This window comes from Mangrovactinospora gilvigrisea, from assembly GCF_001879105.1.
Taxonomy (GTDB): domain Bacteria; phylum Actinomycetota; class Actinomycetes; order Streptomycetales; family Streptomycetaceae; genus Mangrovactinospora; species Mangrovactinospora gilvigrisea.
Window position 1 is genome coordinate 66,269 of the sequence record NZ_MLCF01000025.1, and the last position, 14,994, is coordinate 81,262.

General features: G+C 74.9%; 12 protein-coding genes. 5 read left to right on the forward strand and 7 right to left on the reverse strand.

Features of this window, described 5'->3' with window-relative positions; translation table 11 throughout:
- Positions 1–13: 13 nt before the first annotated feature.
- From ehuC to BIV57_RS06695, 4 genes are all read right to left on the reverse strand, one after another.
- Positions 14–760 carry an ectoine/hydroxyectoine ABC transporter permease subunit EhuC gene (gene ehuC, locus BIV57_RS06680; protein ID WP_071655720.1) on the reverse strand — a complete coding sequence of 249 codons (747 nt, stop codon included), beginning with the start codon at positions 758–760 and terminating at the stop codon, positions 14–16.
- Positions 761–773: 13 nt separating this feature from the next.
- The gene (gene ehuB / locus BIV57_RS06685) at positions 774–1,694 is read right to left on the reverse strand and encodes an ectoine/hydroxyectoine ABC transporter substrate-binding protein EhuB (RefSeq protein WP_071655721.1); all 921 of its coding nucleotides are present in this window, start codon (positions 1,692–1,694) and stop codon (positions 774–776) included.
- A gap of 193 nt (positions 1,695–1,887) precedes the next feature.
- Positions 1,888–4,827, reverse strand: a complete 2,940-nt coding sequence (locus BIV57_RS06690) for an FAD-binding and (Fe-S)-binding domain-containing protein (RefSeq protein ID WP_107409485.1) — start codon at positions 4,825–4,827, stop codon at positions 1,888–1,890.
- 305 nt (positions 4,828–5,132) lie between these two features.
- Positions 5,133–6,455 (reverse strand): aspartate aminotransferase family protein, encoded by a 1,323-nt coding sequence (locus tag BIV57_RS06695; protein WP_071655722.1) that lies wholly within the window; start codon positions 6,453–6,455, stop codon positions 5,133–5,135.
- A 162-nt stretch (positions 6,456–6,617) separates the two neighbouring features.
- Between BIV57_RS06695 and BIV57_RS06700 the strand changes: the two genes are divergently transcribed.
- From BIV57_RS06700 to BIV57_RS06710, 3 genes are all read left to right on the forward strand, one after another.
- Positions 6,618–8,126 carry an NAD-dependent succinate-semialdehyde dehydrogenase gene (locus BIV57_RS06700; RefSeq protein ID WP_079170075.1) on the forward strand — a complete coding sequence of 503 codons (1,509 nt, stop codon included), beginning with the start codon at positions 6,618–6,620 and terminating at the stop codon, positions 8,124–8,126.
- Between the two features lie 16 nt (positions 8,127–8,142).
- Positions 8,143–8,649: a DUF3830 family protein gene (locus BIV57_RS06705; protein WP_071655723.1), complete on the forward strand. Its 507-nt coding sequence runs from the start codon at positions 8,143–8,145 to the stop codon at positions 8,647–8,649.
- 105 nt (positions 8,650–8,754) lie between these two features.
- Complete coding sequence (locus tag BIV57_RS06710) at positions 8,755–9,399, forward strand: dihydrofolate reductase family protein (RefSeq protein ID WP_071655724.1); 645 nt, start codon at positions 8,755–8,757, stop codon at positions 9,397–9,399.
- Positions 9,400–9,464: 65 nt separating this feature from the next.
- Here the strand turns inward: BIV57_RS06710 and BIV57_RS06715 are convergent, their stop codons facing one another.
- The 3 genes from BIV57_RS06715 to BIV57_RS06725 form a co-directional block, all read right to left on the reverse strand.
- Entirely contained in the window at positions 9,465–10,517 is a 1,053-nt protein-coding gene (locus BIV57_RS06715) for an ADP-ribosylglycohydrolase family protein (protein WP_071655725.1), read from the reverse strand.
- A 66-nt stretch (positions 10,518–10,583) separates the two neighbouring features.
- Entirely contained in the window at positions 10,584–12,023 is a 1,440-nt protein-coding gene (locus tag BIV57_RS06720) for an amidase (protein ID WP_071655726.1), read from the reverse strand.
- 65 nt (positions 12,024–12,088) lie between these two features.
- Positions 12,089–13,045, reverse strand: a complete 957-nt coding sequence (locus tag BIV57_RS06725; RefSeq protein WP_071655759.1) for a D-2-hydroxyacid dehydrogenase — start codon at positions 13,043–13,045, stop codon at positions 12,089–12,091.
- 181 nt (positions 13,046–13,226) lie between these two features.
- Between BIV57_RS06725 and BIV57_RS06730 the strand changes: the two genes are divergently transcribed.
- Positions 13,227–14,156, forward strand: a complete 930-nt coding sequence (locus BIV57_RS06730; protein WP_079170076.1) for a maleate cis-trans isomerase family protein — start codon at positions 13,227–13,229, stop codon at positions 14,154–14,156.
- 59 nt (positions 14,157–14,215) lie between these two features.
- The gene (locus BIV57_RS06735) at positions 14,216–14,989 is read left to right on the forward strand and encodes a maleate cis-trans isomerase family protein (RefSeq protein ID WP_071655727.1); all 774 of its coding nucleotides are present in this window, start codon (positions 14,216–14,218) and stop codon (positions 14,987–14,989) included.
- The last annotated feature ends 5 nt before the right edge of the window (positions 14,990–14,994 follow it).

Genomic DNA, 14,994 nt, shown 5'->3' on the forward strand with positions numbered 1-14,994 from the left:
ATTGCGGACCAGTTCACGGGCCGACCACCCCTTCTCCGCCGGGGCTGCCGGCTCCGCCGGGAGCGGTGCGGGCGGTGAAGAGGCCCCGCACGCCGCGGCCCTCGCCCAGCTTCGCCTTGGCCTGCATCTCCAACAGGTTCATGATCAGCGTCAGCAGGTAGGCGAGGACCAGGTAGACGAGCAGCACCAGCCCGTACGCCGCGATCGAGTTGCCGGACGCCTGCCGCACCTGCTGCATCACGTAGGTCACGTCCGCCATCAGGATCAGCGACAGCAGCGGGGTGTCCTTGAGCAGCTGGATCAGCAGGTTGGTGAACTGCGGGATCATCCGCGCCCAGGCCTGCGGCAGGATGACGCGCCGCATCCGCTGGCCGGCCGTCATGTTGAGCGCGACGCCCGCCTCCCACTGCGGTGCGGGGATGGAGTTGATCGAGCCGCGCACGATCTCCGCCCCGTACGCGCCGTAGTTGAGGCCGAACGCCAGCACCCCGCAGAAGAGCGGCGCTAGCTGGAAGCCCAGCCCCGGCAGCGCGTAGAAGAGGAAGAACAGCTGGACGAAGATCGACGTGCCGCGGAAGAACTCCACCACGAAGCGCGCCAGCCCGCGCAGCACCAGCGTCTCGGACCGCAGCATCAGGCCCAGGACGAAGGAGAGCACGAAGGCCAGCGCGCCGCCCAGCAGGGTCGCCTCGACGGTCAGCCAGACGCCCGACCAGAACCGGGGGAGGACGAGGTCGAGTTGGTGAAAGAAGGTGTCCATGTGCTCCCGTCCGTCAGGCCTTTCCGGCGCAGAGCTTCGCCGTGGTGAGGCCCTTCGGCGGCACCTCGGAGTTGCCGAAGCCGTACTTGCCGAGGAGCTGGACGTACTCCGACGGGTTGCCGGTGATCGCCAGCAGCTGCTTGTTGAAGGCGTCGCGCAGCGAGGTGTCGGCCTTGCGGAAGACCGCGCCGCCCGGGCTGTACTGCTTGACGCCCTTGACCTCGGGCACGAACGGGGTCAGCACCTGCACCGGCTTGCCCTTGTTGCTGCCCGACTTGGAGAGCCAGTTGAGGGAGATCCCGGTCAGCGCGAAGGCGTCGATGCGGCCGGCGACCAGCGCGTCCAGGCCGTCCTGCTGGGCGGGCAGGGTGGTGATGCTCTTGACGCCGGCGCTCTTGGCGTAGCCGTCCTCGACCGCCGCGGTCAGGACGCCGACCTTGGCGTTCGCCTTGGCGCAGGAGGCCAGGTCGGTGAGCTTCATCGGGTTGCCCTTCTTCACCATCAGCGCGGTGGGCCCGATGAACTCCGGCTCGGAGAAGATGACCTTCGCGCAGCGCTCCGGCGTGATCGCCATACCCGCGCTGACCACGTCGAACTTATTGGCGTTCAGGGAGGGGATCAGGGCGTCGAAGTCGACGACGCTGGCATGGATCTCGGGGATGCCGAGCTTCTTGAAAATAATCTTGTGAAGGGTGGGCGCCTCGCCGGTCGGGGTGTTGCCCTGGTTGAAGCCGTACGGCGCCTCGCCGGCGAACCCGATCTTGATGTAGCCCTGCTTGCGGGCCTTCTGCAGCGTCGACTGCCCCTCGGCCTGGCCGGTCTTGGGGTTGGTCTTGGAGCAGGCGGTCAGCAGTGCGGGGACCGCGATCAGGCCTCCGACCGCGGCGCCTCGGGTCAGAAAACCTCTGCGGCTCAGGCCGTTCGAGTCCGTCATGGACGCTGTCCTCCGTATCGTGCCGCTCGTGCGGCTGCGGGTACTTCCGGATGCGCCTGCCCCAGGGTGGGAGTTCATGCGTTTTCGCGGCCGGCCGTAACCGAACAGTGTCTTCACGGAGATCTCGAACGAGGTGCGCGGGACGCGTGTGACGGAGGGTCAACGGGAGGCGGCGGGGCGGGCCCCGCCGCCGTTAGCGGTGGTCGTCGCCTCGCGCGGCCGGCAGCGCCGCCGCCAGCAGCTCGGCCAGATGGAGCGGACGGCGCTCGGTCAGCTGCGTTACCTGGGTGCGGCAGGAGAAGCCGTCCGCCAGCACCGCTGTCCCCGGCGCCGCGTCCCGGATCGCCGGAAGCGGCCCGTTCTCGCCCACCGCGACGGACATGTCGTAGTGTCCCGCCTCATAGCCGAAGTTCCCGGCGAGCCCGCAGCAGCCCCGGTCCAGCCGCTCGTTGGCGACGCCGACGCGGGCCAGCACGGCGTCGTCCGCCGCCGAGCCGAGCACCGCGTGCTGGTGGCAGTGCGTCTGGCTGAGCGCCGCGCCCCGTGCGGGAGGGACGCTGCCCAGATCGGCGTCCGGGGCGTGCCGCTCCAGCAGTTCGGCGAGGGTGAGCACCCCGTCCAGACCGGGGACGCCGAGTTCGGCCGCGTCCGAGCGGAAGACCGCCGCGCAGCTGGGCTCCAGCGCCACCACCGGCACCCCGCCGTCCAGCGCCGGCGCCAGCGCCTCGCGGGACCGCGCCAGATGGCGGCGGGCCGCGTCCAGTTGGCCGGTGCTGATCCAGGTCAGCCCGCAGCACAGCGGCCCGCGGGCCGGCTCCGGCGGCAACGTGACGGTGAACCCGGCGTGCTCCAGCACCGCCACCGCCGCCCGCCCCACCTCGGGGACGAAGGCGTTGGTGAAGGTGTCCGCCCACAGCATCACCGGCCGGGAGGCGGCCGAGGGCGTCGGCGCGGCCCGCCGCGCGAACCAGCGGCGGAACGGCTCGGCGGCGAGCGGCGGCAGCGGCCGCTCCGGGGCGATCCCGGCGGTCCGCTTCAGCGCCCGGGACGCGACCGGGTTGCGCATCGCCGCGTTCGCCGCCCGCACCGCGGACGGCGAGGCCGTCGCCGTGTGCAGCCACTGCGGCAGCCGCCCCAGCGAGTAGTGCGACGCCGGCCTTCGCCGCCCCGCGTAGTGGTGGTGGAGGAACTCCGCCTTGTAGGACGCCATGTCCACGCCCACCGGGCAGTCGCTGCGGCAGCCCTTGCAGGACAGGCAGAGGTCGAGCGCCTCCCGCACCTCCTCCGAGCGCCAGCCGCCGCCCGTCACCGGCGCCTCGGCGGCGTCCGGCGGCACCGCGGCGAGGCCGCGGAGCATGTCGTCGAGGAGCCGGGCGCGGCCGCGGGTGGAGTGCATCTCCTCGCCGGTCGCCCGCCAGCTCGGGCACATCACCCCGCCCGCCTCGGGCGCGGTGCGGCACTTGGCGACGCCCACGCAGCGGCGCACGGCCCGCGCCAGGTCGCCGCCGTCCTCCGGAAGCCCGAGGAAGACCGGGACGGGACGGGCGCGCAGCTCGTCCGGGACGATCCGCAGCGCGGCGTCGAGGCGGTGCGGCTCCACCACCGCGCCCGGGTTGAGCAGCCCGGACGGATCCCAGGCCCGCTTGAACGCGGCGAAGGCGTCGAGCAGTTCGGCCGGGTAGACCAGCGGCATCAGCTCGGAGCGGGCCCGCCCGTCGCCGTGCTCCCCCGACAGCGTCCCGCCGTGCTCGGCGACCAGCCGGGCCGCGTCCTCCAGGAAGGCCCGGAAGCGCCGCCGCCCGGCGGCCGTGGCCAGGTCGAAGTCGATCCGGACATGGACGCAGCCCTCGCCGAAGTGCCCGTAGGGGGTGCCGCGGAGCCGGTGCGCGTCCAGGAGCCGCAGGAAGCCGCGCAGATAGGCCCCCAGGCGCTCCGGCGGGACGGCCGCGTCCTCCCAGCCCGGCCACGCCTCGGCGCCGTCCGGGGCGCGGGTGGCGAGCCCGGAGGACTCCTCGCGCAGCCGGGTGAGGCGGCGCTGCTCGGCGGGGTCGGCGACGGCGCGGGACGAGGCGGCGCCCGTCCCGTCCTGGAGCTCCTTGGGGTCGGGCGGGGCCGGCGCGTCCGGGGAGGCGTCGAACTCCACCATCAGCCAGGCCCGTCCGGGCGGCAGCAGCTCCCCGGGGTCGCTGCCGGGGGAGCGGCGGCGCAGCGTCTCGATCATCTCCGCGCCCAGCCCCTCGCAGGCCAGCGGCCGGTGCGGGAGGATCGCCGGGACGGCGTCCCCGGCGGCCGGCAGGTCGTCGAAGCCGAGGACGACGGTGGTGGTCGCCTCGGGCAGCGGCACCAGCCGGACGGTCGCGGCGAGCACCACCGCGCATCCGCCCTCCGTCCCGGTGAGCGCGGCGGCGAGGTTGCGGCCGTGCTCGGGCAGCAGCCGGTGCAGGCCGTAGCCGGAGATCTGCCGCGGGAAGCGGCCCAGCGTGGTGCGCAGCGCCGCCATGTGGCGGGTGGTCAGCTCGACCAGGGCGGCGGTGAGTTCGGGGGCCGGGGGCGCGGTCTCCAGGGAGTCGTGGCGGACGGTGAGGCGGCGCCCGTCCGCGGTGAGCACGTCCAGGGCGAGGACGTTGTCGGCGGTGGTGCCCCAGGCGGGGGAGTGCGAGCCGCAGGAGTTGTTGCCGATCATCCCGCCGAGGGTGCAGCGGGCGTGGGTGGACGGGTCCGGCCCGAAGCGCAGCCCGTGCGCGCGGGCTGCGCGCTGCAGGTCGTCGAGGATCACGCCCGGCTCGACGGTGGCGGTGCGCGCCTCGGGGTCCAGCGCGAGGATGCGGTGCAGGTGCACGGAGGTGTCGGCGACCACCCCGCCCGGGCCGGCCGCCGTGGCGTTGCCGGCGATGGAGGTGCCGGCCCCGCGGACGGTGAACGGCGCGCCGTGCTCCCGGCACACCGCGAGGGCGGCGGCCAGCTCGTCCGCCGTCCGCGGCACCACCACCGCGGCCGGGACGCTGCGGTAGTTGGACGCGTCGTACGCGTACAGCGCCCGCGCGGCGGCGTCGTCGCGGACGTCGCCGCCGGGCAGGGCGGCCCGCAGGGCGGGGACGAGGGCGGGGGAGGCACTGGCACGGGGCGCGGGCAACGGATCTCCTGATGACGGCTCGATGGGCGACGCGCGGTCCTGGCGCCGCGGCCGGACGCGGGTGGCGGGGCGTGCGCCGGGGCGCGGCCGGACGCGGGTGGCTGGGCGCGGTTCCCGGTGCAGTTTCCCGCGAGACGGCGGATCGCGGCGTCGCGCGGTGCCGTGCGCCGCGGGCGGGTGCGTGGGCCGGATGAGCGCGCCGGGGCGCGGCGCTCGGCGTGGTCTCCCGCGGGGCGGCGGATCGCGGTGCTTCCGGGTGCCCGCGCGGGATCCGGCGCACGCATCCGGCCGCGGCGCCGGGCCGGCTATCCTGCCGCCGCCACCGCGTCCGCCCAGATGCCCAGCGCCTCCTCGACCTGCTCGGCCGTCACCACCAGCGGCGGGATCATCCGCACCACATTGCCCGCCGGGCCGCAGGTGAGCAGCAGCAGCCCGCGTTCGGACGCGGCCGCCTGGGCGCGCGCCGCGGCGGCGGTGTCGGGGGAGCCGTCGCCGTGCGAGAACTCCGTCGCCGCCATCAGGCCCAGCCCGCGGACCTCGCCCGGCAGGGCGCGCGCCGCGGCCACCCGCCGCAGCCCGGCGAGAAGTTCGGCGCCCCGCTCGGCGGAGTTCTCCACCAGCTTCTCGTCGCGCACCACGTCCAGCGTGGCCAGCGCGGCGGCGCAGGCCACCGCGTTGCCGCCGTAGGTGCCGCCCTGCGAGCCGGGCCAGGCGCGCTCCATCAGCTCGCGCGGCGCGGCGATCGCGGAGAGCGGGAAGCCGGACGCCAGCCCCTTGGCGGTGATCAGCACATCGGCGAGGCGGCGCCCGCCCAGGCCCCCGGTGAAGTGCTCGTGGCCCCAGAAGCGGCCGGTGCGGCCGACGCCGGTCTGCACCTCGTCCAGGATCAGCAGGATGCCGTGCCGGTCGGCGCGCTCCCGAAGCCCGGTCAGGAAGGCCTCGTTGGCGGGGATGTAGCCGCCCTCGCCGAGCACCGGCTCGACGATGAAGGCCGCGGTGTCGTCCGGGGCGGTCACCGTCTGCAGCAGGAAGTCCAGCTCGCCGAGGGCGAAGTCGGTGGCCGCCTCGGTGTTCTCGGGCGACATGCCGTAGCGGGAGAGCCGGTAGGGCGCCGGGAACGGCGCCGTCACCTGGCCGCCCATCAGCGGGCCGATGCCGGCGCGGATCTTCACCCCGGAGGTGGTGAGCGAGGCGGCGCCGAAGGTGCGGCCGTGGAAGCCGCCGTGGAAGGAGACGATGTTCTGCCGGCCGGTGGCCTGCCGGGCCAGCCGCACCGACGCCTCCACCGCCTCGCTGCCGGAGTTGACGAAGAAGAGCGAGTCGAGGCCGTCCGGCAGCACCTCGCCGAGGCGCTCGACGAGGTCGAGCAGCGGCCGGTGCATCACCGTCGTGTACTGGCCGTGGATGAGGGTACCCACCTGCTGCTGGGCCGCCGCGACGATGCGCGGGTGGCAGTGCCCGGTGCTGGTCACGCCGATGCCGGCGGTGAAATCGAGGTAGCGGCGGCCGTCCTCGTCCCAGATGTGGACACCCTCGCCGCGGGCCGCCAGCACCGGTGTGGCCTGCTTGAGCAGGGGCGAGAGCGCCGCGGTGTGTGTCGCTGCCCGTTCGGTCGATCGGCCGGTCATGGCCCCGCCTCCCGTAGGATTGTCGACAACCTGGGATCATGTAAGCATGGATCCCGGCCGCCCCTCAAGGAGGCGGTGCACCGCGGGTTCTGACGGAGCTTCACTTCCAGGGGCCCGACAGTGGCCCGAGCACGGTCCGGGCATGCGGCGAAAGGCGGCACGATGAGCGGCAGCAGCGGTAGCGGAGCAGCCGGCGGCACCGGCGGCACCGGCGGCAAGCGCGAGCAGATCGTCGTCGAGCAGGTGCGCAAGGACCTACTCATCGGCGGGCAGTGGCGGCCCGCCGCCTCGCTCGCCCGCTTCGCCGTCGAGGACCCGTCCCGCGCCGAACCCCTCGCCGAGGTCGCCGACGCCTCCCGGGAGGACGCGCTCGCCGCGCTCGACGCGGCGGCCGCCGCCCAGCCCGGATGGGCGCGGACGGCCCCGCGGGAGCGCGGCGAGATCCTGCGCCGCGCCTTCGCGCTGCTGATGGAGCGCCAGGAGGACCTGGCGCTGCTGATGACGCTGGAGATGGGCAAGCCGCTCGCCGAGTCGCGCGGCGAGATCGCCTACGCGGCCGAGTTCTTCCGCTGGTTCGCGGAGGAGGCGGTGCGCATCGACGGCGGCTACACCACCGCCCCGGACGGCAACGGGCGCATCCTCCTCACCCGCCAGCCGGTCGGCCCCGCGCTGCTGGTCACGCCGTGGAACTTCCCGATGGCGATGGGCACCCGCAAGATCGGGCCCGCGGTGGCGGCCGGCTGCACGATGATCGTCAAGCCGGCCGAGCAGACCCCGCTCTCCATGCTGGCGCTGGGCTCGATCCTCGCCGAGGCCGGGCTGCCGGACGGGGTGCTCAACATCGTCACCAGCAGCCGCCCCGGCGACGTCGTCGAGCCGCTGCTCCGCGACGGCCGCGTCCGCAAGGTCTCCTTCACCGGATCGACGCAGGTCGGACGGCTGCTGCTGGAGCAGTCCGCCGGGCAGGTGCTGCGCACCTCGATGGAGCTGGGCGGCAACGCCCCGCTGGTGGTCTGCGCGGACGCCGACCTGGACAAGGCGGTCGACGGGGCGATGGCGGCCAAGATGCGCAACATCGGCGAGGCCTGCACCGCGGCCAATCGCCTCTACGCGCATGAGTCGGTGGCCGACGAGTTCGCCCGCCGGCTCGCCGAGCGGATGGGCGCGCTGGTCGTCGGGCGCGGCACCGAGGACGGCACCCAGGTCGGCCCGCTGATCGACGCCGACGCGGTGCAGAAGGTCGGCGGCCTGGTCGGCGCGGCGCTGGAGGCCGGCGCCCGCGAGGTGACGCCCCGCCGGGACGTCCCGGAGCGCGGCTACTACTACGCGCCGACGGTGCTCGCCGACGTCCCCGCGGACGCCCGGCTGCTCCGCGAGGAGATCTTCGGCCCGGTGGCGCCGGTGATCCCGTTCGCGGACGACGAGCAGGCGCTGCGGCTCGCCAACGACACCGAGTTCGGCCTGGTCTCCTACGTCTTCACCGAGGACCTGCGGCGGGCGTTCCGCTTCGCGGAGGGCCTGGAGACCGGCATGGTCGGCGTCAACAAGGGCGTCGTCTCCACCCCGGCGGCGCCGTTCGGCGGCGTCAAGCAGTCCGGCCTCGGGAGGGAGGGCGGCCGGGTCGGCATCGAAGAGTTCCTGGAGACCAAGTACATCGCGCTGGACCTGTGAGGCCGGAGGGCATCGGATGAGTGACCGGTTCGTCGAAGTCTCGCTCGACAAGCGGGGTGTGGCCTGCACGGCCCGCCTGCTGGACGACAAGGCGCCGGCGACGTGCGCCGCGGTGTGGGACGCGCTCCCGCTGGGCGGCGACGTCTACCACGCCAAGTACGCGCGCAACGAGATCTATGCGCTGGTGCCCTCCTTCGCCCCGGAGGGCGCCGTGCCGGGCCTGGAGAACCCGACGGTCACCCCGATCCCGGGCGACCTGGTCTACTTCGCCTTCGCCGACTGGCAGCTGGGCACCGCCTCGCACGGCTACGGCGCCGCCGCCTCCCATGCGGGCCACCGGGCCGTCGTCGACCTCGCCTTCTTCTACGAACGCAACAACCTGCTGCTCAACGCGGACACCGGGTGGGTGCCGGGCTCCGTCTTCGGCACGGTCGTGGACGGCCTGGACCGCTTCGCCGACGCCTGCCAGGACCTGTGGCGGCGCGGCGCGGAGGGCGAGACGCTCTCCTACCGGCGGGCGTAGCAAGAGGCCTCCCGCCGGGTGTCGATCCCGCCGGGTCCCGTTCGTCGCTCCCATGTGCGGCGCGCCGCCGCACCAGGACGGAACAGGACCCGACGAGGAGGGCACGTGGAGCAGCTGCTGCGCGTCATGAACTTCAATGTGTCGAGCGACGGCATCGCCGCCGGCGAGAACCAGACCCTGGAACGGCCGTTCGGACAGGACCGTCCCGAGCGGCTCTTCGGCTGGGCCGGGGCCACGGCGAGCTGGCCGATGCGCACCGACCCCGGCGGCAGCCGCGGCCTCGACGACCTCTTCACCCGGGACTTCTCCCGCAACATCGGCGCCGAGATCATGGGCCGCAACAAGTTCGGGCCGCAGCGCGGGCCCTGGCAGGACCACGAGTGGCAGGGCTGGTGGGGCGGGGAGCCGCCGTTCCGCACGCCGGTGTTCGTGATGACCCACCACCTCCGGCCCTCGTTCACCCTCTCCGACACCGCCTTCCACTTCGTCGACGACGACCCGGCGGCCGTGCTGGCCCGGGCGCGGGAGGCGGCGGGCGGCAAGGACGTCCGGCTCGGCGGCGGGGTGACGGTGATCCGGGAGTTCCTGGACGCGGGCCTCGTCGACACCCTGCATGTGGCGGTCGCCCCGGTGCGGCTCGGCTCGGGGCTGCGGCTGTGGGAGTCCCCCGAGGAGCTGCTCGACCGCTACCACCTGGACGTCGTGCCCAGCCCGAGCGGAATGACGCACCACCTGTTCTGGCGCCGGTGACGCGGCGGCCGCGCCGCCGGCGGCGGCGCGGCCGCCGAAGGGGCGCGCCAGGTGCGTCAGGTGCGTCAGACGTCCCAGGCCAGGGCGAGGGCCGCGAGGTGGTCGCGGTACTCGATGCGGTCGGTCCACTCCGCCGGCCAGGCCTCGGCACCGTGCCGGGCGCCGGCGAACGCGCCGGCGAGAGCGGCGATGGAGTCGGAGTCGCCGGAGGAGTGGGCGGCGCGGCGCACCGCGGCCGCCGGGTCGTCCGGGAAGAGCAGGAAGCAGTAGAGCGCGGTGGCCAGCGCCTCCTCGGCGATCCAGCCCGCGCCGATCAGCGCGCAGGGGTCGGTCTCCTCGTCGCGCGGGGCGCTGCCGTCGGTGTGCGCCCGGACGCGCCCCAGCACGGCGAGGCACTCGTCCCAGCCGGGGGCCATGAACGACGGTCCGTCCGCGGCGCCGGCGCGCTCGGCGAGGTCGCCGAGCCATCCGGCGCGGTAGACGGACCGCTGCCGGGTGGCCCGCTCGACAAGCCGGTCGACCAGGCCCTGCGGCGCGATGCCGTCCGCCAGGTCCCGGATCGCGGCGGCGGTCAGCTCGGTGGCGGCGATCGCGGTGGGGTGACCGTGCGTCAGCGCGGCCTGCTGCTGGGCCGCCCCGGCCCGGTCGTCGTCCGACAGGCCCGGCACCAGGGCGATCGGCGCCACCCGCATGTTGGCGCCGCAGCCCTTGGAGCCGAGCACCGACGACTGCTGCCACGGCCCGCCGCGCTCCAGGCCGGCGCAGGCGTGCAGGCAGGTGTTGCCCGGCGCCCGGTTGTTCTCCGGGTCGTGCAGCCACCGCACGAACCGGGTGCGGACGGCGTCGGCGTGCCGCGCCGGGTCGAGCGGGCCGCCGCCGGCGAGCAGGTCGCGCAGCGCGTCGCCGTAGGCGAGCGTCATCTGGGTGTCGTCCGAGACCAGCGCCGTGCCGGAGGAGCGGACGGGGAAGGGCAGTTGCCGCCAGCTCCCGTACCTGCCGTCCAGCGCGGCGATGTCGCTGAACTCGGTCGGGTAGCCGAGCGCGTCGCCGATGGCCAGCCCGAACAGGGTGCCCTCGGCGGCCCGGCCGCCCTTGTGCTCCTCGCCCCTTGCTGCCATGCGGCCCCTCCCGGCTCTCGGCTGCTGCTTCGGCCCCACAGTAGCCGCGCCGCCGGACGGGTGGACTCAGACGACCAGCGGCGCCGCCGTCGACGGCGGCCGCACCGCGTCCTCCACGGCCGCCGACGCCGACAGCACCAGCGCGTCGGCGTGCCGGGGGCCGACGAGTTGGAGCGCGGCCGGCAGCCCGCCGGCGAGCCCGCAGGGGATCGCGGCGGCCGGCTGCTGGGTGAGGTTGAAGGGGTAGGTGAACGGCGTCCAGTCGGTCCAGCGGCCCTTGCCGGTGGGCGTCTCCTGCCCGGCGAGGAAGGCGGTCAGCGGCAGCGCCGGGGTGGCGAGCAGGGCGTGGCCGCCGTCCCGGTGGAAGCCGCCCATCGCCGCGCCGAGCCGCATCCGGACGTCGACGGCGTCCAGGTACTCGGAGGCGGAGAACCCGGCGCCCTGCTCGGCGACCTCCTGCAGGGCCGGGTCGACCAGCGCCCGGGACTGCGCGGAGAGCGGCTCCAGCACCTTGGCGGCGCCCGCGAACCACAGCACGTGGAAGGCCTGCTGAACCTCGCTCAGCTCGCCGATCGGCGGATCGGCCTCGACCACCTCGGCGCCCAGCGAGGCGAGCACGTCCACCGCCGAGCGGACTTCGGCGGCCACCGCCGGGTCGACCTCCACCTGCCCGCCGAAGGTCGGCGAGTAGGCGATGCGCAGGCCGTGCAGCACCCCGGCGTCCAGCCGCACCGGCGGGGTCGGCGCCAGCGCCGACCAGTCACGCGGGTCCGGCCCGGAGACGACGTCCAGCAGCAGCGCCGCGTCGGCGGCGGAGCGGGCCAGCGGGCCGGCGTGGGAGAGCGTCCCGAACGGGGACGCCGGGTGGAGCGGGATCCGCCCGTAGGTGGGCTTGAGGCCGAACACCCCGCAGAACGCCGCCGGGATGCGCACGCTGCCGCCGCCGTCCGTCCCGATCCCCAGCGGGCCGATGCCCGCCGCCACCGCCGCGGCCGCGCCGCCGCTGGAGCCGCCGGAGGTGGCGGAGGGGTCCCAGGGGTTGCGGGTGACGCCGGTGAGCGGGTTGTCGGTGACGCCCTTCCAGCCGAACTCGGGGGTGGTGGTCTTGCCGAAGAGAACGGCCCCGGCCTCCCGCAGCCGGGCCACCGCGGGGGCGTCCTCCGTCCAGGGGCCGGCCGGGGCGACCGTGCGGGAGCCGCGCAGGGTGGGCGAACCGGCGGTCAGCAGCAGGTCCTTGACGGAGACGGGGACGCCGTCCAGCGGGCCGCGGGCGGTGCCGGAGCGGCGGCGGCCCGCCGCGGCCTCCGCGTCCCGCCGCGCGGCGTCGGCGTCGACCAGGCAGAAGGCGTTGAGCTCGCCGTCGACGGCGGCGAGCCGGTCCAGCACCGCTTCGAGGGCGTCGACGGGGGTGAACTCGCCCGCCGCGAAGCCCTCGTCGAGCCGGCGGGCGGAGAGGCGGAACAACTCGGCGGAGCAGTCGGCGGAGTGGTCGGTGGGCTGGTCCATGGGACGGCCTCCGGATCGACGCGGATCGGGTCTGGGCGAATCGGGGCGGATCAGGGCTGAGCGGATCAGGGCTGAGGGGTCATGGGCACGTAACCGAGGTGCAGATCGACGGCGTTGCGGGCGGGGCGGTCCGCCGTCCAGCGCTCGAACTCCGCCAGGAAGACCTGCGCCAACTCCTCCTCCCAGCCCACCGCGTCGCCGCTCATGTGCGGGGAGACCAGCAGGCCGGGCGCCTCCCACAGCGGCGAGGCGGCCGGCAGCGGCTCGCGGCAGAAGACGTCGAGCGCGGCGCGGGCCGGGCGCCCCGTCCCGGAGCGCAGCGCGGCGAGCAGGTCGTCCTCGACGACCAGCGGCCCCCGGCCGACGTTGACGAAGGCGGCGCCGGGCCGCATCCGGGCGAAGGCGGCCGCGTCGAAGAGCCCGCGGGTGGCGTCGGTGAGCGGCGCCGCGGCGACCACCCAGTCGGCGCCGCCCAGCAGCTCGCCGAACTCCCCGTCGACGCCGGAGGAGCCGTGGATCCGGCCGAACTCGGGGTCGTCCGCGCGCTCCCGACGCCCCGTCAGCCGCACCCGTGCGCCCAGCGCGCGCAGCGTGCGCCCCACCGCGCGTCCGATCGGGCCCGCGCCGACCACCAGCGCCGTGCTGCCGTGCACGCGGCGGGTCTCCCGGTGCTCCCAGACCCGCTGGCGCTGCCGCTCCCAGCTGCCGGGCAGATCCTTGGCGAAGGCGAGCACCACGCCCGCCACCCATTCGGCGATGGGCTGCTCGAAGACCCCTCGGGAGTTGGTGACCCGCAGGCCGGGGGTGCCGACCAGCTCGGGGAACATCAGCCGGTCGACGCCGGCGCTGGCGGCGTGCACCCAGCGCGGGGCGCGCGCCGGGTCGCGCGGCCAGGCGGTGCGCACCGCGTCGGAGTTGAAGTCCCAGGCGAGCAGGGCGTCCGCGCCGTCCAGCAGCGCCGCCAGCTCCGCGGGGCCGTCCGCCGTCTCCAGGGCAGCGCGCCCGGCGAGCCGGCGGCGCATCAGCCGAAGCACCTCGGCCGGGACGGAGGAGCCGCCCAGCACCACGATCCGCAAGTTCTGCAACACGTCCGTAATCCCCAACGTCCACACTGAGCAGGGCGATTGACGACGCTACGGACAGAATCGTACGGTTGTCAACAATCCGCATGTCCGCCATTGGCCCAACCCCGAGGGGCTCTTCATGGACATTCCTCTGGATCCACTTGACGTGGCATTTCTCGGCGGTCCACCCCAGCAGCAGGGGGTGGGGATCGTCGCTCCGTTCGACTTCGCGCTCGATCGCGAGCTGTGGCGATGGGTGCCGGACGACCTCTCGCTCCATCTCACCCGCACGCCCTTCGTGCCGGTGGAGGTCAGCCTGACGATGGCCCGGCTGGTCTCGGAGCACTCCACGCTGCGCGACGGCGTGCAGGCGCTGATGGCGGTGCGGCCGGAGGTGGTGGCGTACGCCTGCACCTCGGGCAGCTTCGTCGGCGGGCTCGCCGGCGAGCGGGCGATGTGCCGGGCGATGCAGGAGGCGGGCGCGCCGGCCGCGGTCACCACCTCCGGCGCGCTGGTGGAGGCGCTGCGCGAGCGCGGCGCCGGCCGGATCGCGGTGGTGACGCCCTACACCCGCTCGGTGACGGACTCGCTGGAGGCGTTCCTCGCCGAGGCGGGCGTCGCGGTGGTCGGCCGCGAGTACCTGGGGCTGACCCGGGAGATCTGGCGGGTGCCCTACCGGGAGGTGGTGGCGATGGCCCGGCGGGCGCTGGACGGCCCCGGGCAGGCGGCCGGGGAGCGGGTGGACGCGCTCTTCATCTCCTGCACCAACCTGGCGACCTACGACGCGATCCCGCAGCTGGAGGCCGAGCTGCGGGTGCCGGTGCTGGCCGCGAACCAGGTGACGGTGTGGGCCGCGCTGCGGCGGATGGGCAAGCACGCGGTGGGCCCGTACCAGTCGCTGCTGATGCGGTCGGCCGCGGCGCTGCTGCCGGACGTGGTGCCCGAGATCGTCACCGATGTCGTGACGGAGATGCTCGCGCCGGACATGGGCGCGGACCCGGGGCGGGATGCGCTGGATCCGCCGAATGTCAACAACCCTACGAGCGAACCGTATACTGACGATCAGTAGCACGATCGGCACCCGGTTCCGCGGCGGCGGCGGGTGAAGCGAGCCGGGGGGAAGGGGAGATGACCGTGAACCATCCCAGTGACCGCGTCCCCACGGTGGGCTTCCTCTACCCCGGGTACTCCGCCGAGGACGACTACCCGCTGCTGGAGCGGCTGCTGAGCCGCTCCGGCGGTCCCGTCCAACTGCCGCTGGTCCACACCGACATCGGCGAGGACGCCCACCGGGTGGACGCGCTGCTGCGGATGGGCGGCGCCGAGCGGCTCGCCGCCGGCGTCGGCCCGCTCAAGGAGCGCGGCGCCGAGGCGGTGGTCTGGGCGTGCACCTCGGGCAGCTTCGTCTTCGGCTGGGAGGGCGCGCGGGAGCAGGTGCGCGGCCTCGCCGCCGCGGCGGGGATGCCGGCCTCCTCGACGTCCTTCGCCTTCGCGCACGCCGTGCGGGCGCTGGGGCTCGCCAAGGTGGGCGTCGCCGCCACCTATCCCGACGATGTGGCCGAGCACTTCGTGGAGTTCCTCAAGCACGCCGGCGCGGAGACGGTCAGCTGGCGCGGGCACGGCATCGTGACGGCGGCCGAGGTCGGCACGCTGGGCCGGGACCGGGTGATCGAGCTGGTCCAGGCCGGCAACCACTCCCAGGCCGACGCGGTGCTGCTGCCCGACACCGCGCTGCACACGGCGGCGTGGCTGGAGGATCTGGAACGGGCGGTCGGCAAGCCGGTGCTGACGGCCAATCAGGTCACGGCGTGGGAGGGGCTGCGCCTGGTGGGCGCGGCCGGTGTGCCCAGGCCGGGCCTGGGCACGCTCTTCAAGACGGGGGCCGGGGCTCCGCAGGCCTGACGGCG

What these genes read in the sequence shown, in the direction of transcription:
- ehuC (WP_071655720.1), bottom strand. Translation starts at nt 760, where the DNA reads ATGGACACCTTCTTTCACCAACTCGACCTCGTCCTCCCCCGGTTCTGG.
- ehuB (WP_071655721.1), bottom strand. Translation starts at nt 1,694, where the DNA reads ATGACGGACTCGAACGGCCTGAGCCGCAGAGGTTTTCTGACCCGAGGC.
- BIV57_RS06695 (WP_071655722.1), bottom strand. Translation starts at nt 6,455, where the DNA reads ATGACCGGCCGATCGACCGAACGGGCAGCGACACACACCGCGGCGCTC.
- BIV57_RS06700 (WP_079170075.1), top strand. Translation starts at nt 6,618, where the DNA reads ATGAGCGGCAGCAGCGGTAGCGGAGCAGCCGGCGGCACCGGCGGCACC.
- BIV57_RS06705 (WP_071655723.1), top strand. Translation starts at nt 8,143, where the DNA reads ATGAGTGACCGGTTCGTCGAAGTCTCGCTCGACAAGCGGGGTGTGGCC.
- BIV57_RS06715 (WP_071655725.1), bottom strand. Translation starts at nt 10,517, where the DNA reads ATGGCAGCAAGGGGCGAGGAGCACAAGGGCGGCCGGGCCGCCGAGGGC.
- BIV57_RS06720 (WP_071655726.1), bottom strand. Translation starts at nt 12,023, where the DNA reads ATGGACCAGCCCACCGACCACTCCGCCGACTGCTCCGCCGAGTTGTTC.
- BIV57_RS06725 (WP_071655759.1), bottom strand. Translation starts at nt 13,045, where the DNA reads ATGCGCCGCCGGCTCGCCGGGCGCGCTGCCCTGGAGACGGCGGACGGC.
- BIV57_RS06730 (WP_079170076.1), top strand. Translation starts at nt 13,227, where the DNA reads ATGGACATTCCTCTGGATCCACTTGACGTGGCATTTCTCGGCGGTCCA.
- BIV57_RS06735 (WP_071655727.1), top strand. Translation starts at nt 14,216, where the DNA reads ATGACCGTGAACCATCCCAGTGACCGCGTCCCCACGGTGGGCTTCCTC.